Source organism: Salmonella sp. 741265116_PST (assembly GCF_046567715.1).
Lineage (GTDB): Bacteria > Pseudomonadota > Gammaproteobacteria > Enterobacterales > Enterobacteriaceae > Salmonella > Salmonella enterica.
Genome location: NZ_JBKFPH010000007.1, coordinates 141,444 through 165,885 on the forward strand (window position 1 = coordinate 141,444; position 24,442 = coordinate 165,885).

Genomic DNA, 24,442 nt, shown 5'->3' on the forward strand with positions numbered 1-24,442 from the left:
CTGTGACGCCACATTCAGGACGGGATTGCCGCGACAACGCCGGCAAATGTACCACATTTGCCGGATGTTACGTATACCCGAGTAAGGAGAACATAATCTCATTGTTGGTTACGGTTTGAATTATGACCGGAGGCGCAGTGATAACCCACCTACCCTAGTAGCCATATAAATAACACGCCGAACAGCGCACCTACCGCCAGTAGAGTAAACATAATGCTAAAAAGTATTTTGCCCTTTACCAGCAGATGCAACGCAATACCGATAATCACCGATACCGGCATTAACGCGAGGAAAAAGGGCCAGGTATAGAGGAAAAAAAACAGCGTGTTAGGGCCATAAAGCAGAAAAGGGATCCCCAACGCCAGCAGCCATGACACAAAGCCGACCACCGCCCCCGGAAATGCACTGGTGGCGTCATCGTCGACCATGAAGGCGTCTGACCTTGTGAAAGTAATGTTATGGCTATTACGCATATTAAATCCTGTAACCTTGACCATACCGGGCATACAAGCCCGGTGGTGTCTCAGGATCTGATAATATCGCGCCGTCTCAGCAGGTCTAATAATTGGGAAACCAAATTTGTTACTAATTGTTCACCATTAAGATGAACCTGGGGCGAGTCAGGCGCTTCGTAAATGGCATCGATACCGGTAAAGTTACGCAACTCGCCCACGCGCGCTTTTTTATACAACCCTTTAGGATCGCGCTGTTCACAGATAGCCAGCGGCGTATTGACATAAATCTCGATAAAACGATCGTGGCCGACGCGCTCTTTTACCCGTTGCCGCTCGGCGCGGTGCGGAGAAATAAATGCCGTCAAAACAATCAGACCGGCGTCCGCCATCAGACTGGCCACTTCGCCTACCCGCCGGATATTTTCCTGGCGATCGGCATCGCTAAAGCCTAAATCACGGCACAAACCGTGGCGCACATTATCGCCATCCAACAGGTAGGTACTGACGCCACGCTGATGTAACGCCTCTTCCAGCGCGCCGGCCACCGTTGATTTTCCCGAACCGGAGAGTCCGGTAAACCACAGCACCACGCCACGGTGACCGTGGAGCTGTTCACGGGCGGCGACAGTAACGGGATGAGAGTGCCAGACCACGTTCTCATCATGCAGCGCCATGTTTATCTCCCAGCAAATCGCGGGCGTCCCAGTGCGGAAAATGACGGCGTACCAGCGCATTCAGCTCCAGCTCAAACGCACTGTATTCCACGGGCGGCGTCGCTCCGCGTTCGTCCAGTACCCGCACCATGCCAGCGCCGACGGTGACGTTAGAAAGTCGGTCGATAAAAATCAGCCCGCCCGTCACCGGATTTTGCTGATAAATATCCAGCGCGAGCGGCTCATCGAATGTCATCTCCACCAGACCAATACCGTTTAACGGCAGGCTCTCGACGTCTCGTTGGGTCAGATTGTTGATATCAATCTGATAGCGAATAGCCTCGATACGCGCGCGGGTTTTCTTACCCGCAAGTTTAACGTCGTAGCTTTGGCCCGGCGCCAGCGGCTGTTCCGCCATCCATACCACATCGATCGCGGCGTGCCGTGCAGGTACCAGCGTCTCGTTTGCCGCCAGCAGCAGATCACCGCGGCTAATATCAATGTCGTCGTTGAGTACCAGGGTAATGGCTTCGCCCGCACAGGCTTCTTCTTTATCGCCATCAAAAGTGACGATACGCGCCACGCTGGATTCCACGCCGGACGGCAGCACTTTAATGCGCTCTCCGACTTTGACGCTACCAGACGCCAGAGTGCCGGCATACCCCCGAAAATCAAGATTCGGGCGATTGACGTATTGTACCGGAAAGCGCATCGGCTGCCGGTCTACCGCACGCTGTATGTCTACCGTTTCCAGGACTTCCAGCAGCGTCGGACCGCTGTACCAGCGCATGTTCGCGCTCTGCGCGGCGACATTATCCCCTTCCAGCGCCGAAAGCGGGACAAAGCGAATGTCCAGATCGCCCGGCAACTGTTCAGCAAAGGTCAGGTAATCTTCGCGAATACGGGCGAAGGTCTCTTCGCGGTAGTCAACGAGATCCATTTTGTTGATTGCCACCACCAGGTGTTTGATCCCCAACAGAGTGGAGATAAAGCTATGGCGACGCGTCTGATCCAGCACGCCTTTACGCGCGTCGATCAATAGGATCGCCAGATCGCAGGTGGACGCTCCGGTCGCCATATTACGGGTATATTGTTCATGGCCCGGCGTGTCGGCGATAATAAATTTTCGTTTTTCAGTGGAGAAATAGCGGTACGCGACGTCAATAGTAATGCCCTGCTCACGCTCGGCCTGCAGCCCATCTACCAGCAGCGCCAGATCGAGTTTTTCTCCCTGCGTGCCATGACGTTTACTGTCATTATGCAGAGAAGAGAGCTGATCTTCATAAATTTGCAGGGTATCGTGCAGCAAACGACCTATCAGCGTACTTTTACCGTCATCAACGCTGCCACAGGTTAAAAAACGCAGCAGGCTTTTGTGTTGTTGGGCCATCATCCAGGCTTCGACGCCGCCTTCATTGGCGATTTGTTGTGCAAGTATGGTGTTCATGGCGGCTCCTTAGAAATACCCCTGACGTTTTTTAAGCTCCATCGACCCCGCCTGATCGCGGTCAATCATCCTCCCCTGGCGCTCGCTGGTGGTAGAAACCAGCATCTCTTCGATAATTTCCGGCAGCGTTTGCGCGTGGGATTCCACCGCCCCGGTGAGCGGCCAACAGCCAAGTGTACGGAAGCGCACCATCCTTTTTTTGATGACTTCGCCAGGCTGGAGATCGATACGATCGTCATCCACCATTATCAACATGCCGTCACGTTCCAGAACCGGGCGTTCAGCAGCCAGGTACAGCGGCACGATGTCGATGTTTTCCAGCCAGATGTATTGCCAGATATCCTGCTCTGTCCAGTTGGAGAGTGGGAAGACGCGTATACTTTCGCCTTTATTAATCTGACCGTTATAGTTACGCCACAACTCTGGCCGCTGATTTTTCGGGTCCCAGCGATGGAAACGGTCACGAAAGGAGTAAATACGTTCTTTCGCGCGGGATTTTTCCTCATCGCGCCGTGCGCCGCCGAACGCGGCATCAAAACCGTACTTATTCAGCGCCTGCTTTAACCCTTCGGTTTTCATAATATCGGTGTGTTTAGCGCTACCGTGAACGAACGGATTGATGCCCATCGCCACGCCTTCCGGATTTTTATGTACCAGCAATTCGCAGCCGTATGCGTTGGCGGTACGATCGCGAAAGGCGTACATCTCACGGAATTTCCAACCGGTATCAACGTGCAATAGCGGGAACGGTAACGTACCCGGATAAAACGCCTTACGTGCCAGATGCAGCATGACGCTGGAGTCTTTACCAATGGAGTACAGCATGACCGGATTAGCGAATTCCGCTGCCACTTCACGGATAATGTGGATACTTTCCGCCTCCAGTTGCCGCAGGTGGGTGAGTCGTTTTTGATCCATAACCGTTCCTTTGCAATACCGTTTTTTGCTAAACATTTCGATTACACGACTATAGGGAGCGCAGGAGAGTGAATGAAATGACGAATTGGAATGAGTAGTTCCTCAAAGGAATAACGCGGCCCAAAAACCAATATCAAAAAATGCTTAACGTACCGGATTGCCAGCATTTAGGAGCAAATGAAATTGTATTAACACGATCGCGGTTTCATACTAGCCACGTAAAATTTTGTTCTGTATTTAAGGACTCATTATGTTTTCCGCAACGCGCCGCTTTGCCGTCATTCTGGCGCTCGGCGTAGGCTTTATCCTTCCTGCACAAGCAGCATCACCAGGGCCTGGTGAAATAGCGAATACTCAGGCGCGACATATCGCCACCTTTTTTCCCGGGAGAATGACGGGCTCCCCCGCCGAGATGTTATCTGCCGATTATTTACGCCAACAATTTACCCAGATGGGATACCAAAGCGATATTCGAACGTTTAATAGCCGATTTATTTATACCACGAAGGATAATCGCAAAAACTGGCATAACGTGACGGGCAGCACGGTCATCGCTGCCCATGAAGGGCGCGTGCCGCAACAGATCATCATTATGGCGCATCTGGATACGTACGCTCCGCAGAGCGACGCTGATGTTGATGCCAATCTGGGCGGTTTAACGTTACAGGGAATGGATGATAATGCCGCGGGATTAGGCGTTATGCTGGAACTGGCGGCGCGTCTGAAAGATATACCGACCCATTATGGGATTCGTTTTATCGCCACCAGCGGGGAAGAAGAGGGAAAGCTAGGCGCAGAAAATTTACTCAAACGAATGAGTGACGCTGAGAAGAAAAATACGCTGCTTGTCATTAATCTCGATAACCTGATTGTTGGCGACAAGCTCTATTTTAATAGCGGGAAAAATACGCCTGAAGCGGTGCGTACACTGACCCGCGATCGGGCATTAGCGATTGCGCGCCGTTATGGTATCGCCGCCAACACCAATCCGGGACGCAATCCATCCTACCCCAAAGGAACGGGTTGCTGTAACGATGCGGAGGTTTTCGATAAAGCGGGAATATCGGTGCTTTCTGTTGAGGCGACGAACTGGAATCTGGGTAAAAAAGACGGATACCAGCAACGCGTGAAAAATGCCTCCTTCCCGAACGGCAATAGCTGGCACGACGTACGGCTTGATAATCAACAGCATATTGACAAGGCGCTGCCAGGGCGGATTGAGCGCCGTAGCCGCGATGTAGTGCGGATAATGCTGCCGTTGGTAAAAGAGCTGGCGAAGGCGGAAAAAACGTCCTGATATGCTGGGGAAACGTGTTTATCCCCGCTGGCGCGGGGAACACTAGGGAACCTGGCTAAAGTGTCTGAAGGCTACCGGTTTATCCCCGCTGGCGCGGGGAACACATAATTTTCGTAAGAATTGCCAGAATATGACACGGTTTATCCCCGCTGGCGCGGGGAACACAGCGTTACGCCGAGTTCGATCAGACTGGTTTCCGGTTTATCCCCGCTGGCGCGGGGAACACTGTGTCACCAGCGCATCGTAGGCGCGGATCACCGGTTTATCCCCGCTGGCGCGGGGAACACACATAATTGCATCCCCGGAACCTGTAGTATTACGGTTTATCCCCGCTGGCGCGGGGAACACTACTGATAGACTCGCGGACTTGATCAAGCTGGCGGTTTATCCCCGCTGGCGCGGGGAACACGGCTTCCTCTAGCGTTGTAACACTACAGCCAACGGTTTATCCCCGCTGGCGCGGGGAACACACCAGGTTAACCGGACTAAAGTTATTGCTGCTCGGTTTATCCCCGCTGGCGCGGGGAACACGGCAGGCGGGACAGGATATAAAAGACAATTTCCGGTTTATCCCCGCTGGCGCGGGGAACACTTCGTAAATGTTGCCCTTCAAATCTGATACACCGGTTTATCCCCGCTGGCGCGGGGAACACACGCTGCGCGATCTGCATAGCAACGCGGAACGCGGTTTATCCCCGCTGGCGCGGGGAACACTTCTCGGCGCGGCGCAATATCCCGGCGCACGCCGGTTTATCCCCGCTGGCGCGGGGAACACCTTTTTAATTTTGTATTCAGTAGTGCGCACCCCGGTTTATCCCCGCTGGCGCGGGGAACACGCGGTTTTCCATCTTCTTGACTTCTACAACGGCGGTTTATCCCCGCTGGCGCGGGGAACACCTGTCGTACCGGTAGGCCTCGTTGCGCCAGCGCGGTTTATCCCCGCTGGCGCGGGGAACACGGACGGCTTCACTGTTGGCACTGACATTTCTCCGGTTTATCCCCGCTGGCGCGGGGAACACGGAAATGCGGGTTTCGTGTCGTCTTGGATTTGCGGTTTATCCCCGCTGGCGCGGGGAACACGAGGGAGCAATGGGCGTGCCAGTCCAGATCGCGGGTTTATCCCCGCTGGCGCGGGGAACACATACTTAGAAGAGTTATGGGCATAAATGCGTACGGTTTATCCCCGCTGGCGCGGGGAACACGTCAAACATATATAAAGCGTTTCGATATAGTTCGGTTTATCCCCGCTGGCGCGGGGAACACGATACCTCCTGATAAATCATTTGTGGGTAATACGGTTTATCCCCGCTGGCGCGGGGAACACGAAATGATGGTGTAATTTTCAACGGTACAATAAGGTTTATCCCCGCTGGCGCGGGGAACACCATAACAAACCCCGGTACTGTTGCACCTGCAACGGTTTATCCCCGCTGGCGCGGGGAACACCCTATTAATGAGGTTTTAGATAAATGTAAAAGCGGTTTATCCCCGCTGGCGCGGGGAACACACCGGACAAATCTTTTTCTTCCTGTTCCTGTTCGGTTTATCCCCGCTGGCGCGGGGAACACCATAATTTCATTATATACTGTCTCTTCTGATACGGTTTATCCCCGCTGGCGCGGGGAACACTCTAAATCTACCCAATTGAATTTAAATACTTTTTTAGCGCACAAAAAACCCACCAACTTTTCCTAATTTTTAAAGATCTCTAACTTATTGATTTTCAACAGGTAGAAACGACACCAATCGCAGTCCATCAAGATCTACCGGAATACGTCGATTTACACCAAAAGTCTGAAACTCAAAACCTGATTCTGTATTTGTCGCCCACGCCATAACAACATTTCCCTCATCTGCCAGAACGGAAACCTGTTGCCATATCATCTCGCGGATCTTTGCGGAAACATCACCAACATACACACCAGCTCGAATTTCCAGTAACCAGACGGCCAGCCTCCCCCGCAGACGAGGAGGAACATTTTCGGTAACGACAACCAGCATACTCATCGTTAGGTACTCCGATGACCGGAATCACCCAACGCAACAGGAAGAGGGATCGCTATGGGTTGTGAATCTTCAGGAGGTAACGGCGGTTGAATTTCCCCTGCCGCGAGAACATCTTCAATAAGAGGAATCAATTTCGCCAATGTTTTTCCACTGCGGAAGATATCCCGGCAGGCAATACGGACACCACGATCAGGCTCGGCAGGATTACGTCGCGCAATTTCAAATGCTTTCGGTACAACGGTCTCAAATTTAATGATATCGGCAATATCATAGACAAAAGAAAGCGGCTTGCCGGTGTGCACAAATCCAATCGCGGGCGCATATCCGGCAGCCAGTATTGCCGCCTCCGTTACGCCATAGAGGCAGGAGGTTGCCGAACTGATACACTGATTAATGACATCGCCTTTCTCCCAGTCTTTCGGATCGTAGCGACGTCCCTGCCATTTCACGCCATACTGCTTAGCAAGTAGTGCATAGATTGCCCGCACACGGCTCCCCTCAATACCACGCAATTGATCTACAGAACGACGGCTCGGCGCGGGTTCGCCAAAACGTAATTCAAACATTTTACGCACGACCTTCAGCCGCAAATCTTCATCCAGTGCAAGTTTCGCCTGATAAAGCAATTTGTCGGAACGGGCACCACCAGGCTGCCCCGAAGCGTAAACGCGTACGCCCGCTTCCCCCACCCACACCAGTAACGTACCCACCGTTGCCGCAAGTCGCACGGCGGCATGGGAAACCCGCGTCCCCGGTTCCAGCATGATGCAGGCCACCGATCCAACAGGAATATGGGTACGTACACCCGTTTTATCGATAAGCACAAACGCACCGTCGATCACATCTATTTGTCCGTACTGGAGAAATATCATCGAAACACGGTCTTTCAACGGGATGGGATTCAGCGGCAGCCAGCTCATCAGCGTTTCCTTTTTACCATCAGCATTCCGCAGCCCAGCGCTTTACTTTTACCTAATCCGGAAAATAAAGCCTGTTTAAACAGTGCTGCATCGGTGATACAGAGCGCACCGCTAAAATCAACGCTACTGAAAGTGATCGGTTTTTGCTGGTCTTTACGGACAAAACGATGCTGCTGATACGCTTGCACGCATCCACAATGCGCCTGCAATTCACTGTACTCGTCACCAGCCCACATAGCGAAATCATCAGGTTCCGGTGCAATCAGCCGGAAACCATGCTGCTGCCCTTGTTGTTCCAGCCACGCCTGCGCGGCCTGCTGTTGAAGCTCCCACCACCGTTCTTTCTCCACACCATTCGCCTTCGCCTGATGTTTCGCGTTCATCATCACGTCACTGCGCTTACCGTTGCGGGTTATCACCGGGTTAGCTCGTAGTTGAAAATCAAGCTCAAGACCATTTGTCAGTTGCGGATTAAATGGTTTGGTTTCAATAAGAAACAGGGAGTGCTGCAATAACGGCGGTATTGCCGAGAGCATAAAAAAGCCGCCATGCGCCTCTTCGCGAAACAGAAACTGACGCAATTCCTGTTCCGGAAAGAGCTGCCATAACCACTGGTGGCCGGCATAAGGCCTGGCTGAATTCCACTTTGCCAACATCTCCGGTCGCAAATTATTAAACCGGAGTTGAATACGAGAAAGATACATTATGTTCTCTCCTGCAACGGCCCATTGAAGCGGGTGTAGCCGCCAAACTGCCAGCGTTGGCGGCTAACTGGCTGGTTATTGCTATGCTGCTTTTGTTGCCAGACCAGACTCTCCTCATCAGGATCATCCCAATAACAAATACCCTCACGCAGGGTAAATCCACTTAATTCCGCTGCGGAAATCTCCTCCACAGCATGGGTGAATACCTCTTTTAAGGTGCCGGTCATTAAACGCGCCGCTAACGGTAACGCCAGCGGGCAGGATTTTCTCCCCAGATAGAGCGGAAAATGCGGTGTCAGCAGCGCCTCTCGCAATTTGCTAAGCGAATGTGGTGCATCAGGCGTGGCACTTATTGCCACATGCCAGTAGCCGTCGCAGCGATACTCTCGCTGCGAGATAAGCGTTCCCACTTCATCCGGCGCGAGAGTCAGTTCATCCCGGCGCGTGTAATAACGATATTTTTTGTTTTCTCGCGGCGCGCTAACCGTGTGATAATCCCGCAACCAGCGATCTTGTGAAGCCAACGCGTGCACCGCCAGATGATAGTGCCGGTTAAAGTTATTCAGCCGCGCTTCTTCGTCGCGACGAATTCCTAACGCTGCGGCAAGCAGACCCAATAGCGCAGAGCGCGTGGGAACCGTAGCTGAGTGGCGAATCTCGCCAGACGCTTCTTCCCCCCACGACGCCAGCGGCGCATAGAGCTGAAAAACCAGATATTCCTTCATTATTCATCCTTACTGGCTAACAAAGGCCAGTAATTCCGCCAGAGATCCCGTACCTTCCTGAACGTTCAACTCGCGATAATCGTCTGCACAGTTTCCGTATACGCTATCGAAGCTGGCGCGCTGCTGTTTTAAACGGGTTATTGCCGCAGGAATTTGATCGGTATCGCGTACCGGCTGGAAAAATGCCGCCGCCAGAGAACGCGGTTGTTTTTGCCCGACTTCGGCCAACGCATAGGTGGCATAGGCACGAGAAGCGAAGCTGTTTTGTTTACCGGTTGGCGAGACGGTTAACGCTGTTTCAGTGAGTGCCGCGATAGTACGCTTCGCCAGTTCTTCGTTACCACCCAGGTTTTCCACCAGCAGATCGCGGCTGATACAGACATAGGTATAGAAAAGCGCCGAGGCAAAACCCTGCTCGCCCATATGCCCGGAACCTGCGTCTTCCTCTTTATTATTCAGATCGTCAACGGCGGTGAAAAAATCAGACTCAACGGTCACGGCACTTACGCCCAACGCATGGGATACCTGACAAGCAGCCTCGACGTTGAACTCAGGCGATGACGCCAGCATACGGCCAAACAGCGCCATATCTACGCTACGCTGCTCTTTGCGCAACAACTCCACTTCTTCATCGTTAGGTTCGCGTTTGTCGGCAATTAGCGTATCAACCAGTTGCTTAATCAAACTAATTTCATGGTTACTGACGTGAACGATCTGCTCAATTTCGAGATTTTTTTCCGGTTTCGCATCTTTATCACTTTTAAGCTTGCCAAATTGCTTAGCGATTAACTCAGACGAACTCTTAGTAATTTTTTCTTCAATTCCGGCATCTTTCATCGGACGATAAACATAATCCACGCCAATTCGACGAGTACGCTTACCCATAAAACCATCCATTGCCGCTTCAAAAGTTTCCGACACCCGCCAGGCACGCTTCAGACTTTGCGACGATACGCGTAAACGCTCAACTCCTCCCATAAACGCAGTCTTCGGTCTGCCAGACTCATCACGATTCAGGTTAGCGGGCGCATAAGCAGTCAATAAATGCAGTTGAATAAAAGTTGTCATTATCAAATCCTTCTAAAAATGATTATTTGCCACGCGACGTGGAAAGATATTCGTTCGCCCAACGGATGCGATTTCGTTCAAAGGGGTTACGGAATTCCGGCTGATGGTTTTCGCGTCGTTGCCACTCTTCCATCCACAGGAAAATGCCATCGGCAAGTGAAAGAACATTCACCCCCTCCGTACCGCGAATCTTCACTGCCTGAATCAACAACTGGCAAAATGTTTCCGGGTCGGACGCTTTTTGCAAACGTTCAAAACGCAGACCAGAAACGCACGACGTGGAACCTTTAAGCTTTTCCCCTAATTGTGCAGCGAAACTAATATTCGCCTTATGGCTCTTAATATGCACAGCGACGCTGACAAACAGCGCCAGAGCCATCTCATCAAGAGGTTGCAGTCGCATATGTTTAAGCAGAGCCTGGCGGAGAGCGTCATGCCCTTCACATATCATTACGCCATATGGCGGCGCCATTCTTTTCAACTCAGCCCGCCAAGCGCGACCGTTGACTCGTTTACCATCCTTGCGCTCGTAACGCTCAGACAGCGTAGCAAACCAGTCAAGTAGCGCCTTCTGCGCATCGGGGTGGAGAATTCTGCATAACACTGCTGTATTGCTATTCAGCATATTTGGCTTCCTTCTGTTATTCGACCAGCGCCAACACATCCTTGCGCGCTTTATGTTTACGATAGCTGCTGGCTAAATCCTGTCGGGCCGTCAGCTGGCGCTGCAGGATATCGTCCGGGCAGTCGGGGTTGGTCAGGGCATCACGGTCAAAAACGTGAAATAGATAGTGTGCTAATTCCGCCTCCCACTGACTTACTGCGTGACGAGTCTGTGTATCCTGCCGAAGCGGATCGACAGCCAGCGCCTCTTGCAACGTCCGAAAAGCGGGTTCGGTTTCCTGCCAGAAGGCGATATCCACCATACTAAAATCCATTTTGGCTTCTTTCGGACAATCGAATTTGGCGCACTTTAACGCGTTCCGTAACAGCGACAGCGACTCACTAGCCAGCACCAGCACAATGTTAAGCACAGCGAGAAATTGCTCTTCGTGCGAAACGCTAATGATCGGAATACGGTGCTGATACCAGCAGCGGACCTTGGCCTTATCCATATCCCAGGCAAAGCACCACAGGCTCATTTTGTTCCGCTGACCAGCGGCACGAACGACCTTTGCAGGCTGCATTTTGTTGAACTTATCCTCACGATTGAGCATCAGCCCCAACCAGTCTTTATAACTTAACCCGCCCGGCTGCCCTTTAAACGCCAGCCAGGGTGCGGATGGATCTTTCAATGCCTGCCGATATGGGGAGAAAGGATGTAGCCAACTGTCGTACTGAACGCCATAATTTTTACTACGCATTTGCAGTAGCAGTGATTCGTGATGCTCCCCGCACAAATCGCAGATACCTGCCACAGTGTGGGTGAAATCCAGTTCTATGCGCCGCGGCATCCCCCAGTAGGCTTGCAAGGGGTGCGCATTATCCGGTGTGACCACATTCCCCGCTTTTTCGCTGGTTTTCGTCGGCGCAAGCCAGGGAAAAATGAGTGGATGCTGTGTAACATTCGGCGGCTCTTCCTGCGGCAAAACGTTAAGCCAAAGTTTTTTCCATAGTGGATATTTATCTTCTTCCTGCAGTACCACCAGCGTAGTCAGCGGACCACCGCCGCGCATCCCTACCCGGTAACCCGCCCCGCCGGCAGGTGAATTGGTTTGAATCGCAAATAGCGCTATCGCCGCGCAGTGAGGACATATTTGTTCTACGTTGCCACGTTTTACAAAATGATCTTTATTGAGCTTGAGCGCATTCCCGCCCGGCGCATCCACCAGCAGCCCGGCAATAGAACCATATTCACTATCGAGAGGATCAAAACTTTGCAGGAAGGAAGGTTTTTGCTCGCCGAACTGTAGAGCCAGAGAAATCGTATTTAACGCCTTCTCCCATTGTTCGAATTCGATACTTTCATGCCAGATATCTGCCCATTCTTCTTTATCTTCCGGCGCGACGGTACATTGTAAAATACCAATCAGCATTTGCCATGCCGCCCCCTGAAAATCAGCCCGAGGATAGGCAAGATCCTGAATGCGGTTATCCAGAAGATCGCGTAATGATATTCTCGTTTTTTCGCCGTTTGAGAATATGACGGGAAGCCATTTCTCTTTGGTTAAATCCATACCTTTACTCCTGCAGGGCTATTTATTAAGCCAATTTGGAATATTAACTACCTATAGGTAGGTTCCGTCCTGAGGTATCTCTTAAATACTGTCATCGGAGTTATACTACATTTTATCGAAGACGAAAATATAAATAAAAAGTAGATGCAGTCTTAAATCAGACTATGTATTTTTTATAGTTATCTGTTATCTTTAATACGTTCCCTAAAATTATGGGATAAACCGTAGATACAGTCTTAATAGCGCAGCGTTCCCCGCGCCAGCGGGGATAACCTAATCCAGACAAAAAAACTGGCCAATTTCCCGTATCCCAATTTATTATCGATTTCATTGTAATCCCCCTGTTACAGGAAAAAGATGACACAGATAGAATATCTGGACTACCTCTGCTATTGGGGGAAAACAGATAAATCAACAAAAAACATAACCTATAATTATCATTTACTGACATACCATTGTCTGGACGTTGCTGCATGCGGGAAACACATAATAAAAAACAATATATTCAATTCATGTAATATATTAAAGGAATGTAATATCTCAGGTACAAATGCAGAAAACTGGATAATCTGGTTTCTTGCCAGCCACGATATCGGAAAATTCGCCAGAGGATTTCAAAAATACGCCGAATTCCCAGACTCTCCCTTAGTCTCTCCCATTAGCGGTGTTTCCGCATTTGAGAGACATGATTCCTTAGGCTTCTATTTATGGGGTAAATTATTTGAAGCGTGGAGTTCAGGCAGTAATGAAATTATCGCAGGTATTGAACCAGAAAATCGCGCCAGGTTTGAAAGCGCTTTAAATAGCTGGATGCTTATTAGCACCGGGCACCATGGCATCCCGCCGGACACCATGAAAAACAGAAGCTCGCTGGCATTCACCGATGAAGACATTGTCGCAGCAACGCATTATCTGGAAGCATTAAGTGAATTATTTCCTTTCACTCTACCTCAGGAGTGGAAAACCAAAGCAGGGAGAAAATGTTTAAAACAGCACAGTTGGTTTTTCGCTGGGCTTGTCACCCTTGCCGACTGGATGGGCTCGGATGAAAGCCAGTTTCCACTGCTCAGCAGCGCCATGCCATTGAAAGATTATTGGCCTCTCGCTTGTGAAAAAGCCCAACAGGCCATCCTCCGAATGCCGCCGTTATCTCAGCACAGCCATTATCAAGATCACCGGGCATTATTTCCGTTCATTCAGACGCTCACCCCTCTTCAGCAACGGGCAAGCGAACTGGATATTTCAGCACCCGGTGCACAGCTGGTTGTCCTGGAAGACGTTACCGGAGCAGGCAAAACAGAGGCCGCGCTGATTCTGACTCACCGTTTAATGTCAGCCAATAAAGGCCACGGTCTCTACGTTGGGTTGCCGACAATGGCCACCGCAAACGCCATGTATCAGCGCCTGGCATCGGCTTATCATGCGCTATTTACCGATGAGTCCAGGCCATCGCTCATCCTGGCACACGGTGGGCGAGAAATGTCGGACTCTTTCCGACAATCCATCTGGCAGCCAACAGAAAATCTAGCTGAAGATTATGCCCGTGATGATGGCAACGCGACTACTGAGTGCCATACCTGGTTTGCAGATTCACGCAAAAAAGCGCTGCTGGCGGAAGTCGGCGTAGGTACGCTGGATCAACTCTTAATGGCGGTGATGCCTTTTCGCCATCAATCGCTCCGATTGCTAGGGATGCGCGACAAAATCCTGCTGCTGGATGAAGTGCACGCCTATGATGGTTATATGGTTAAATTGCTGGAAGGTTTATTGCGCTTCCATGCCGCCCAGGGCGGTAGCGCTATTATTCTGAGCGCCACTCTTCCCGCCGCTTTACGGGAAAAATTACTTAATGCGTTTAGCGATGGCGCGGGATTTATGAGCGCTGGTGGTAGCGATAACGCGGGTTATCCATGGTTAAGCCACCTCACTTCCTCCGGTCTGTTAGAGCAACCACTGGCCACACGTCCCGAAGTCCAAAGGACTGTAGCCGTGAATTGGATACAGCAGCGCCAGGAAGCACTGGACATTATTTATCGCGTTGTGGCAACCGGACAGTGCATTTGTTGGATCCGCAACACGGTTGATGATGCGCTGGATACTTACCAGCAGTTGCTACACGAGGGAATCGTTCCAGAGCAGGATCTTTTGCTTTTCCACAGCCGTTTTGCTTTTATCGATCGTATTGCTATTGAAAATAAAACGTTAAACTGGTTTGGTAACAATGCCCCCGTTTCTGAACGACGTGGTAAGGTATTAATCGCCACACAAGTCGTTGAACAAAGTCTCGATCTGGACTTTGACTGGATGATCACCGATCTGGCGCCGATTGATTTATTGATCCAGCGCGCCGGTCGCCTGCAACGCCATATCCGCGATGCCCATGGGCAACGAAAATCTACGCTTCCGGATGAACGCCAGCCACCAATATTGCATATTCTGGCCCCTCACTGGCAGGAGCAGGCAGAAGAGGGCTGGTTGGGGCAAGAGCTAAAAGGTACCGGCTTTGTTTACGCCGATCATGCCTGCCTGTGGCGTACCCAGGCGCTGCTGCGTCAACATGGTGAGATCCGTATGCCGGATAATGCCAGAGCACTCGTTGACGGCGTATACGAGCAGAAAATTGCTGCGCCAGCAGGCTTGCAGACGATCTCTGACGTTGTCTTTGGCAAAGTCCTTAGCCAACGTTCAGTGGCTGCACAAAATTTATTACGTTACGATCTCGGTTACGATCGGGAAGCCAGCGACTTTTTATGGGATAAAGATAGAGAATTTTCTACCCGTCTGGGTGAAGAGAGTGTTGATGTTTATCTCGCCAGAAAAGACATTGATGGACAGCTACGCCCTTTAGTTGATGAAATAGATTTCTGCTGGGAAAAAAGTCGCTTATCCGTCCGAAAATCATGGTGGCAAAAAAATTCTGGTACATTCCAATGTCCAGATGAGGAAACATTAGCCTGTTTCAGAAAACGCCACCATCGCCCTTCCGGACAGGTTGTGCTGGTATCTGATGCCGGAGAAGCTAGCTATTATAGTAAACGTTTTGGATTGGTTGGATAACGGGTATTATTCTAACTCCGTTGTATAGAGAAGTTATTACATTAGATTCACCAAAATCTTTGTAGCTTCTCTATCTACATCCATTTCCATGAATACCTTTAATTAATTAAATTTAACTACTTCATTTCATCATACTTTATCTCTCAGCATCAACACCATTCATGATAAACCAAAATTTAAAAAAACGACCATTTGCGGCTAATCATCTACCTTTTGTCTGAATTATCGTCACCACAAAGGATTACCAACCATAAATGTGCTGTATTAATAATGTCGTTCAAATTCTCTCCTGGAGTAAACTTTATCTGTTTAATAAAAAAGAGAGAATTGAACGATATATTTTACTCCGGATATTGAATAATATAAATTTGAAGGAAGATATTATGCCAGTCACTTTAAGCTTCGGTAATCATCAAAATTATACGCTTAATGAAAGTCGGCTTGCTCATCTGTTAAGCGCAGATAAAGAAAAAGCAATCCATATGGGGGGCTGGGATAAAGTCCAGGATCATTTTAGAGCGGAAAAAAAGGACCATGCGCTGGAAGTGTTACACTCCATCATTCACGGTCAGGGCCGTGGTGAACCTGGAGAGATGGAAGTTAACGTAGAGGATATAAATAAAATTTACGCCTTTAAACGGCTACAACATCTGGCCTGCCCGGCTCATCAGGATCTGTTTACTATCAAGATGGATGCCTCTCAGACACAATTTTTACTTATGGTCGGCGACACGGTGATCAGCCAAAGCAATATTAAGAACATCCTCAATATATCAGATGATGCAGTGATAGAATCTATGAGTAGAGAGGAGAGACAGTTATTTTTACAAATATGCGAGGTGATTGGTGCGAAGATGACCTGGCACCCGGAATTACTTCAGGAGTCGATTTCTACTCTACGAAAAGAAGTGACGGGCAATGCACAAATCAAAGCGGCGGTTTATGAGATGATGCGTCCCGCAGAGGCTCCAGACCACCCGCTTGTCGAATGGCAGGACTTACTTACTGCAGATGAAAAATCGATGCTGGCCTGTATTAATGCCGGTAACTTTGAGCCTACAACTCAGTTTTGCAAAATAGGTTATCAGGAGGTACAAGGTGAAGTCGCTTTTAGCATGATGCATCCGTGCATCTCCTATTTACTACATAGCTATTCACCGTTTGCAGAGTTTAAACCAACAAACTCTGGTTTTTTAAAAAAACTTAATCAGGATTATAACGACTATCATGCAAAAAAAATGTTTATTGATGTAATTCTTGAAAAACTATATCTAACCCATGAACGCTCTTTGCATATTGGTAAAGATGGGTGCAGTCGCAATATATTACTGGTATAAAGATAGTCAGTAATATACCCTTCATACTTCAAGTTGCTTATGTGTTGGCTACGGATTACTCGGCCCATCCATGGGCCTCGCCCTGACGGGCCGTCGCACGCGACGTTCAAATCTGCTCCCGGCAGATTTGTCGTTCACCCCAGTCACATAGTTATCTATGCTCCTGGGGACTCACTCCCTTGCCGCCTTTAAGCAGCTCGAATTATTTTGGGTATATAACCAATTTAAAATCCGGCTGCCTGCCGGATTTTTCATAGCAGCAAGTGTAATCATACCGCGTAAGGACATTTACCCTTCATGCAGCCCGCACTCACGTTTCAGTCCAAAGAAGCGTGTCTCTTCTTCCGCCATACCAGGCTCCCATTTGCGGGTGGTGTGCGTATCGCCCACCGACAGATAGCCCTGATCCCACAGCGGGTGATATTTCAGTCCCTGTTTTTGCAGATACTGGTAAACCGTGCGATTATCCCAGTCGATAATCGGTAGCACTTTAAAAATACCGCGCTGGATAGCGAGAACAGGTAAATGCGCGCGGCTGCCGGACTGCTCGCGACGCAGACCCGCAAACCACGTCTGCGCTTTCAGCTCTTTTAGCGCCCGGTTCATCGGCTCGACTTTGTTGATGTCATTGTATTTCTCAATACCTTCTACGCCCTGCTCCCACAGTTTGCCGTAGCGCGCTTCCTGCCATGCCGGACTTTCGCCCGCGCGGTAAACTTTCAGGTTGAGTTTGAGTTTGTCCGTTAACTCATCAATAAACTGATAGGTTTCCGGGAACAAATAGCCGGTATCGGTGAGGATCACCGGGATATCCGGGCGAACCTGATTTACCAGATGCAGGCTCACTGCCGCCTGGATACCAAAACTTGATGACAGTACATATTCACCAGGCAGATTTTCCAGCGCCCAGGCCACGCGTTCTTCGGCAGTTAGCGTTTCCAGTTGGGCGTTGGTTTCCGCCAACGCCAGTACGCGATCGACTTTTGGCAGTTCATTCAATGCGTTGAGATCGAGTTGGGACATAAGTTCCTCACTGTTTGCCTTGCCTGATGGCGCTGTGCTTATCAGGCCTACGCAGACGCCATCCGGTAATTCAGGTTATTCCCAGAAATCACGCGCGGGATCGAGCACCGGGCGAATGAGGCCCGCACGCACCGTAAAGTCGCCGAAGCCTTCACTCGCTTCGCGCTCTTTCGCCCAGCGCCCAATCAGTTCATCCAGCGAGGCCAGAATATCCGGCTCGGTGATGTTTTCTTGATACATCCGTGGGATACGTGTCCCAATACGGTTGCCGCCAAGATGCAGGTTGTAGCGACCCGGCGCTTTACCTACTAAGCCAATTTCCGCCAGCATCGCGCGGCCACAGCCGTTCGGGCAGCCGGTCACGCGCATCACGATATGCTCATCAGGAATGCCGTATTTTTCCAGAATCGCTTCCACTTTGTCCGTGAACGACGGCAGGAAACGCTCGGCTTCCGCCATTGCCAGCGGGCAGGTTGGGAACGATACACAGGCCATTGCGTTTTCACGCTGCGCGCTCACCGCATTCATCAACCCGTGGTCGCGCGCCAGCGTCTCGATCTTCGCTTTCTGGCTTTCCGGCACGCTGGCAATAATCAGGTTCTGGTTAGCGGTGATACGGAACTCGCCCTGATGAATCTTCGCGATCTCCAGCAGGCCGGTTTTCAGCGGGCGCCCCGGATAATCCAGGATACGACCGTTTTCGATAAACAGCGTCAGGTGCCAGTTGTTGTCGATCCCTTTCACCCAACCGATACGATCGCCGCGACCGGTAAACTCATACGGGCGGATCGGCTCAAATTTGATCCCCGCACGACGCTCGACTTCCGCTTTAAACGTCTCCAGTCCCACGCGCTCAAGGGTGTATTTGGTTTTGGCATTTTTCCTGTCGGTACGGTTACCCCAGTCGCGCTGCGTCGTCACTACCGCTTCGGCCACCGCCAGGGTGTGCTCCAGCGGCAGATAGCCAAACTCGCTGGCCGTACGAGCGTAGGTTTTCTTATTACCATGCTCAATAGACAGACCGCCGCCCACCAGCAGGTTAAAGCCGACCAGCTTGCCGTTCTCGGCAATCGCCACAAAGTTCATGTCGTTGGCGTGCAGATCGATATCGTTTTGCGGCGGGATCACCACCGTGGTTTTAAATTTACGCGGCAGATAGGTCTGACCGAGGATCGGCTCTTCATCGGTGGTCGCCACCTTCTCCTGATCGAGCCAGATCTCGGCATACGCACGGGTGCGCGGCAGCAGATGTTCGGAGATCTTCTTCGCCCATTCGTAGGCTTCCGCGTGCAACTGCGACTCGTACGGGTTAGAGGTACACAGCACGTTACGGTTCATATCGTTGGCGGTCGCCAGCGCGTCCAGCCCCACCGAATGCAGCATCTGGTGCACCGGCTTGACGTTCTTCTTCAGAATGCCGTGGAACTGGAAGGTCTGACGGTTGGTCAGACGGATACTGCCATAAATCGTGTTATCCGCCGCGAATTTATCGATCGCTTGCCATTGCGTCGTAGTAATCACCCCGCCCGGCAGGCGGCAGCGCAGCAGCATCGCATGACGTGGCTCCAGCTTCTGCGCCGCACGCTCGGCGCGAATATCGCGGTCATCCTGCTGATACATGCCATGAAAGCGGATCAGCAGGAAGTTGTCGCCTTTAAAACCGCCGGTGAGACCGTCGTTCAGATCTTCCGCAATGGTGCCGCGCAGATAGTTGCTTTCCAGCTTCATGCGCTCGGCATCGGACAGTTTACCTTCGACCACCAGTGGGCCTGGATGTTTTTCGCTCATTAGTAGACATCTCGCTGATAACGGCGCTCTACGCGCAGCTCACTTAAATATTCATCTGCCGATTCGAGGTCCATGCCGCCGAATTCAGCGATCACTTCCAGCAATGCTTTTTCGACATCTGCGGCCATGCGTCTGGCGTCGCCACAGACATAAATATGCGCGCCATCATTGATCCAGCGCCACAGCTCGGCGCCCTGTTCACGCAGCTTGTCTTGTACGTAAATTTTTTCTTTTTGATCGCGTGACCAGGCGAGATCGATACGGCTTAACAGTCCCTCTTTCACGTAGCGCTGCCACTCCACCTGATAGAGGAAATCTTCGGTAAAGTGCGGGTTGCCGAAGAACAGCCAGTTCTTGCCTTCCGCCCCTTCCGCCGCACGCTGTTGCATAAAGGCGCGGAACGGCGCGATGCCGGTGCCGGGGCCAATCATAATGACCGGCGTCTGCGGGTTAGCAGGCAGGCGGAAGTTATCGTTATGCTCAATAAAGACGCGAACTTCGCCCTCTTCTTCCACGCGGTCAGCGAGGAAGCTGGAAGCGCCGCCGGCGCGGGCGCGGCCTTCAATGTCATAACGAACCACGCCGACGGTGACGTGTGCTTCGCTTTCGACTTCCGCCTGCGCGGAGGCGATGGAGTACAGACGCGGCGTCAGCGGGCGCAGCAGGTCGATTAGCGCCTGAGCATCCAGCTGCGCCGGAGAGAAACGCACCATATCAACGATCGGCGTGGTCGCGGCGTAATGCTGGAGCTGCGCTTTGTCACCCACTAATGGCAACAGCGACTCACTGCGCGTCAGGGTCGCGTAGTTCTCAATAATGTTGGCGGTATTCACCGTCAGCTCGAAGTGCCACTCCAGCGCTTCGGCGAGCGGCAGGGTTTTACCGTCAACCGTCACCGGCTCATCGCCCTTCAGCCACAGCAACTCAACCAGCTCCTTCACCAGAGCCGGATCGTTCTGATACCAGACGCCCAGCGCATCGCCCGGCTGGTAACGCAGACCGGAGTCGCCTAAATCAATCTCAATATGGCGCACATCTTTTTCCGAGTTGCGACCGGTGATTTTCTGATTCACGGAGAGGGTCGCGATCAGCGGCGCGTCTTTAGTATAGGGGCTGGTGTGGATGTCGTTTACCGCGCCAGTAGCGACGGATTGCGAAGGTGCCGCGACAGGTGCGCGAGACTTCAGAACATCAACCACGCGGGCGCGCCATTCGCTGGCAGCTGCCTGATATTCAACGTCAGCATCGACACGGTCGAGCAGACGTTCACCGCCCAGTTCCGCCAGTTTGCTGTCGAAATCTTTTCCGGACTGGCAGAAAAATTCATAAGAGGTGTCGCCGAGGCTAAACACGGCAAAAGCGGTGTTTTCCAGTTTCGGCGCTTTTTTCGAGAATAGGAATTTATGCAGCGCGACGGCCTCTTCCGGCGGCTCGCCTTCTCCCTGGGTGGACGTCACTATCACCAGTAGTTTTTCACTGGCAATCTGTTTGAATTTGTAGTCGCCGGCGTTCACCAGTGTCACATTAAGGTTGGCCGCCAGCAGATCATCACGCAGCGCTTCCGCCACACGACGCGCATTGCCGGTTTGCGAAGCGGAGATAAGCGTAACTCCCGGCATCTTCCCCTCAGGAGCAGGCGTGACGGCAACAGCGCCTGAGCGCGGGTTCAGTACGCCCCAAAAATAGCCGGAGACCCAGGCAAGCTGTTCAGGAGTAAGGTCGGTTGTCGCGGCCTGAAGGCGCGCCAGTTGCTCCGGATTAAGCGGAAGCAACCCAGTCAGTGGAGCCGGTGTCGTCATGCGTCGTTATGTTCCAGTAAGCAAAGCGGATCTATACACAAAATCATTCAAGTTCGCTGTAGCCCAGACTGTAAGCTGATCGCGCTCCAGGAGCGTACATAAATACGTGACTGGGGCGAGTAAACGCAGTCAACACAGATGCGGCTTGAAAGATGAAATGTATAAGCGATAAATCCCAAACTGAGGATAAGGTTAACGGTGAGAGGAATAACAATTAAAGAAGGGTTGGAAATAACAAATAACCAAATGAACTAACCTGTTTTAGTTATCGTTATTAACGCCAAAATCGATTTCATAATTGATTGATAATTATTAAATTTTCTGGAAATTCTTAAATTAATTGCCCGTCACAAGGCGGAGAATGGTTTTAGTTAATGATAAAAAATGCGCTTTCCGGTACCCTACGGCGGTTTTTTTATTGCCTGAGAGTTCATCATGTCCACCACGTTGTATAAAGATTTCACCTTTGAAGCCGCTCACCGCCTGCCTCACGTGCCTGAAGGGCATAAGTGCGGCCGCCTGCACGGACACTCGTTTATGGTGCGTCTCGAAATTACCGGTGAAGTCGATCCGCATACCGGTTGGATTATGGATTTCGCGGATCTCAAAGCGGCGTTTAAACCTACTTACGATCGTCTTGATCACTACTATCTGAATGATATTCCAGGGCTGTCCAATCCCACCAGCGAAGTGCTGGCAAAATGGATTTGGGATCAGGTTAAGCCCGTCGTGCCGCTCCTGAGCGCCGTGATGGTGAAAGAGACCTGTACAGCCGGCTGCGTCTATCGCGGCGAATAAGGTTTATTAACGCGTGGGCTGGATGGCAGATTGATTCCAACCCATCCACACGACGTTTTATCAGTGAAAACATTGTCCAGCGCGCGGTGTTAAAAGCGCAGCATATCACCGGTTGCAGGTGCGGTTATTTCCGGTAGCCACAACCGCCCCCAGGCCCCTGTACAGTGACAACCGCATAGTTTTTCAGGTTTTTGTTCTTGCAGAAAGCGCCTGACTCGCCACAGCGTGAACGGTGATGCGCAGCGGAGATGAAATCCGCCGACAAGCGCGTAAATCCGCTTTATACCGGTAATGTTCTGACAGTGCCGGACAATATTTGCGATCCCCCGATGCCCGCATCCCGTAATGATGACTAATCCTTTTGCCGATTGGTAAATCAGTACACCCTCATCCAAAATAGAGTCCGGCTCCGCATCGTGGCCGCCAAAAATGCCGTAGGCTTCAGGCGCGACCACCGGTATTTCCCCTGACCAGATAAAGTTTTCGCCAATCGGCAGGGGGTCACGCGTGTACATCATTCGGTAGCGTGAATAGTCCACCTCACACGACAATTTTTTTATTTTTCGGGTAATACCGAGAAAAGTCATTGCCGCATAACGTTCGCGCGCAATATCGGGATGGCAGATGATTCGACTGTTATCAGGAAGCCACGGCACGCCGCCGCAATGATCGTAATGACCATGCGAAAGCACCACAGCAGACACATCGGACAGATCGATCCCCATCGCCAACGCGTTTTGCATAAAACTGCCATCAGGGCCGGTATCGAACAAGATCGACGTAGACTCATCCTCGACCAACAGGCTTAATCCTGGCCGGGCCTTCAACGATTTATCCGCTCCAGCTCCCTTATGATTTTCGAGCAATACCCTGATCCTTAACGCCATGGCCTTCTCCTGTATAAAAGCCTCCCCGGGAAAACGCGGCCTTTTTACTTTACAGGTTTGTAGCAACCATTACTGGTACACAGATTATGATTATGCAACGGCTATCCTTGTTGGCGCGGGGAACACTACATCATCGGCTCAATGCGTAATTCTAAAATCGGTTTATCCCCGCTGGCGCGGGGAACACTTGCCGACCAGATCAATGACAACGCTAACCTTCGGTTTATCCCCGCTGGCGCGGGGAACACGCGTAGGCGGGCCGATAACACTCAACGTAACCCCGGTTTATCCCCGCTGGCGCGGGGAACACCAACACATAAATTTTCTTCGAAAAAATAGCCGCGGTTTATCCCCGCTGGCGCGGGGAACACTGCCTCCTGATTGCCACTGTGGAAATTCACGGCGGTTTATCCCCGCTGGCGCGGGGAACACGTGGGCGCGATAAACATTAGCATCAGCCATATCGGTTTATCCCCGCTGGCGCGGGGAACACTCCTGGGCTTTAGGCGCTCCCCCGGTCAAAAACGGTTTATCCCCGCTGGCGCGGGGAACACGCGCGCCTTGCGCCCCAAATCCTCGGTGAACGGCGGTTTATCCCCGCTGGCGCGGGGAACACGCGAGCAGTAACTGGATAATGCTGACCCCGGACGGTTTATCCCCGCTGGCGCGGGGAACACTGCCTTAGAGCCTTTTCTCTTTCTCTTGAGATCGGTTTATCCCCGCTGGCGCGGGGAACACCTCCATCATTGCGGCCTGCAATTCGGCATAGTCGGTTTATCCCCGCTGGCGCGGGGAACACAATGCCGGGGGCTTAACTTCAGGTGCAAGCACCGGTTTATCCCCGCTGGCGCGGGGAACACGGCCCAACTTGGTATTGATGAAAACATGCTGCAGGTTTATCCCCGCTGGCGCGGGGAACACCAATGCTTGGGCGTTAGCGCTACGCGGTGAGGCGGTTTATCCCCGCTGGCGCGGGGAACACTTTATCTATAGTGCCGTCTTTGTGCCTTTCATCGGTTTATCCCCGCTGGCGCGGGGAACACTTCTGTTATAGTTTGTGTATCGACTAAAGTCGCGGTTTATCCCCGCTGGCGCGGGGAACACTTAGAAGTACCTAACGCGCCAAATATATCATACGGTTTATCCCCGCTGGCGCGGGGAACACATCTTCTAAAGTCTGTAATTTTGCTGATAATACGGTTTATCCCCGCTGGCGCGGGGAACACTGACCATCGCTCACTTTCATAACCTATATTAACGGTTTATCCCCGCTGGCGCGGGGAACACTAACTCCTAAACATTTATTTCATCTGAGTTATCGGTTTATCCCCGCTGGCGCGGGGAACACGTGGGCGCGATAAACATTAGCATCAGCCATATCG

The 24,442-nt window shown here is 51.5% G+C and carries 19 protein-coding genes and 2 CRISPR repeat arrays; of the genes, 4 read left to right on the forward strand and 15 right to left on the reverse strand.

Annotation, left to right across the window (positions count from 1 at the left end):
- Positions 1-149 precede the first annotated feature (149 nt).
- From ACLD11_RS07450 to cysD, 4 genes are read right to left on the reverse strand one after another with little or no spacing between them, the layout of a single operon-like run.
- Positions 150-473, reverse strand: a complete 324-nt coding sequence (locus ACLD11_RS07450) for a DUF3561 family protein (protein WP_183058656.1) — start codon at positions 471-473, stop codon at positions 150-152.
- A 50-nt stretch (positions 474-523) separates the two neighbouring features.
- Positions 524-1,129, reverse strand: coding sequence for an adenylyl-sulfate kinase (cysC, locus tag ACLD11_RS07455; RefSeq protein ID WP_183058658.1), 606 nt, complete (start codon positions 1,127-1,129; stop codon positions 524-526).
- The gene (gene cysN / locus ACLD11_RS07460; RefSeq protein WP_411014732.1) at positions 1,116-2,555 is read right to left on the reverse strand and encodes a sulfate adenylyltransferase subunit CysN; all 1,440 of its coding nucleotides are present in this window, start codon (positions 2,553-2,555) and stop codon (positions 1,116-1,118) included. Before cysN ends, cysC begins: the two co-directional genes overlap by 14 nt.
- A 9-nt stretch (positions 2,556-2,564) precedes the next feature.
- Complete coding sequence (gene cysD / locus ACLD11_RS07465; protein WP_079792987.1) at positions 2,565-3,473, reverse strand: sulfate adenylyltransferase subunit CysD; 909 nt, start codon at positions 3,471-3,473, stop codon at positions 2,565-2,567.
- Between the two features lie 250 nt (positions 3,474-3,723).
- Between cysD and ACLD11_RS07470 the strand changes: the two genes are divergently transcribed.
- Positions 3,724-4,770 (forward strand): aminopeptidase, encoded by a 1,047-nt coding sequence (locus ACLD11_RS07470; protein ID WP_000490481.1) that lies wholly within the window; start codon positions 3,724-3,726, stop codon positions 4,768-4,770.
- 14 nt (positions 4,771-4,784) lie between these two features.
- Positions 4,785-6,399: a CRISPR direct-repeat array (repeat unit 29 nt; unit sequence CGGTTTATCCCCGCTGGCGCGGGGAACAC).
- Between the two features lie 84 nt (positions 6,400-6,483).
- On the opposite strand, the gene cas2e is transcribed toward ACLD11_RS07470, so the two are convergent.
- The 7 genes from cas2e to casA are packed head-to-tail and all read right to left on the reverse strand — an operon-like array spanning position 6,484 to position 12,371.
- A complete protein-coding gene (gene cas2e / locus ACLD11_RS07475) occupies positions 6,484-6,777 on the reverse strand; it encodes a type I-E CRISPR-associated endoribonuclease Cas2e (protein ID WP_000062282.1) in 294 nt (97 codons plus the stop codon).
- 2 nt (positions 6,778-6,779) lie between these two features.
- Positions 6,780-7,697, reverse strand: coding sequence for a type I-E CRISPR-associated endonuclease Cas1e (gene cas1e, locus ACLD11_RS07480; protein WP_411014733.1), 918 nt, complete (start codon positions 7,695-7,697; stop codon positions 6,780-6,782).
- Positions 7,697-8,401 (reverse strand): type I-E CRISPR-associated protein Cas6/Cse3/CasE, encoded by a 705-nt coding sequence (gene cas6e / locus ACLD11_RS07485; protein ID WP_079962083.1) that lies wholly within the window; start codon positions 8,399-8,401, stop codon positions 7,697-7,699. Before cas6e ends, cas1e begins: the two co-directional genes overlap by 1 nt.
- Entirely contained in the window at positions 8,401-9,126 is a 726-nt protein-coding gene (gene cas5e / locus ACLD11_RS07490) for a type I-E CRISPR-associated protein Cas5/CasD (protein WP_079962081.1), read from the reverse strand. Before cas5e ends, cas6e begins: the two co-directional genes overlap by 1 nt.
- A gap of 9 nt (positions 9,127-9,135) precedes the next feature.
- On the reverse strand, positions 9,136-10,194 hold the full coding sequence (cas7e, locus tag ACLD11_RS07495; RefSeq protein WP_411014734.1) for a type I-E CRISPR-associated protein Cas7/Cse4/CasC: 1,059 nt from the start codon (positions 10,192-10,194) through the stop codon (positions 9,136-9,138).
- Positions 10,195-10,216: 22 nt separating this feature from the next.
- On the reverse strand, positions 10,217-10,819 hold the full coding sequence (gene casB, locus ACLD11_RS07500) for a type I-E CRISPR-associated protein Cse2/CasB (protein WP_000935106.1): 603 nt from the start codon (positions 10,817-10,819) through the stop codon (positions 10,217-10,219).
- A 16-nt stretch (positions 10,820-10,835) separates the two neighbouring features.
- A complete protein-coding gene (casA, locus tag ACLD11_RS07505; RefSeq protein ID WP_411014735.1) occupies positions 10,836-12,371 on the reverse strand; it encodes a type I-E CRISPR-associated protein Cse1/CasA in 1,536 nt (511 codons plus the stop codon).
- Between the two features lie 357 nt (positions 12,372-12,728).
- Between casA and cas3 the strand changes: the two genes are divergently transcribed.
- Both cas3 and sopD read left to right on the forward strand, forming a co-directional pair.
- On the forward strand, positions 12,729-15,428 hold the full coding sequence (cas3, locus tag ACLD11_RS07510; RefSeq protein WP_411014736.1) for a CRISPR-associated helicase Cas3': 2,700 nt from the start codon (positions 12,729-12,731) through the stop codon (positions 15,426-15,428).
- Between the two features lie 383 nt (positions 15,429-15,811).
- Entirely contained in the window at positions 15,812-16,765 is a 954-nt protein-coding gene (gene sopD / locus ACLD11_RS07515) for an SPI-1 type III secretion system effector SopD (RefSeq protein ID WP_411014737.1), read from the forward strand.
- A 288-nt stretch (positions 16,766-17,053) separates the two neighbouring features.
- On the opposite strand, the gene cysH is transcribed toward sopD, so the two are convergent.
- From cysH to cysJ, 3 genes are all read right to left on the reverse strand, one after another.
- Positions 17,054-17,788 (reverse strand): phosphoadenosine phosphosulfate reductase, encoded by a 735-nt coding sequence (gene cysH / locus ACLD11_RS07520; RefSeq protein ID WP_411014738.1) that lies wholly within the window; start codon positions 17,786-17,788, stop codon positions 17,054-17,056.
- A 75-nt stretch (positions 17,789-17,863) separates the two neighbouring features.
- Positions 17,864-19,576, reverse strand: a complete 1,713-nt coding sequence (gene cysI, locus ACLD11_RS07525; RefSeq protein ID WP_411014739.1) for an assimilatory sulfite reductase (NADPH) hemoprotein subunit — start codon at positions 19,574-19,576, stop codon at positions 17,864-17,866.
- Positions 19,576-21,375 carry an NADPH-dependent assimilatory sulfite reductase flavoprotein subunit gene (gene cysJ, locus ACLD11_RS07530; protein WP_411014740.1) on the reverse strand — a complete coding sequence of 600 codons (1,800 nt, stop codon included), beginning with the start codon at positions 21,373-21,375 and terminating at the stop codon, positions 19,576-19,578. Before cysJ ends, cysI begins: the two co-directional genes overlap by 1 nt.
- Positions 21,376-21,810: 435 nt before the next feature.
- Between cysJ and queD the strand changes: the two genes are divergently transcribed.
- Positions 21,811-22,173: a 6-carboxytetrahydropterin synthase QueD gene (queD, locus tag ACLD11_RS07535; protein ID WP_000108313.1), complete on the forward strand. Its 363-nt coding sequence runs from the start codon at positions 21,811-21,813 to the stop codon at positions 22,171-22,173.
- 89 nt (positions 22,174-22,262) lie between these two features.
- On the opposite strand, the gene ACLD11_RS07540 is transcribed toward queD, so the two are convergent.
- Positions 22,263-23,060: an MBL fold metallo-hydrolase gene (locus ACLD11_RS07540; RefSeq protein WP_411014741.1), complete on the reverse strand. Its 798-nt coding sequence runs from the start codon at positions 23,058-23,060 to the stop codon at positions 22,263-22,265.
- Between the two features lie 158 nt (positions 23,061-23,218).
- A CRISPR array of direct repeats spans positions 23,219-24,408; the repeat unit is 29 nt; unit sequence CGGTTTATCCCCGCTGGCGCGGGGAACAC.
- Positions 24,409-24,442: the final 34 nt, after the last annotated feature.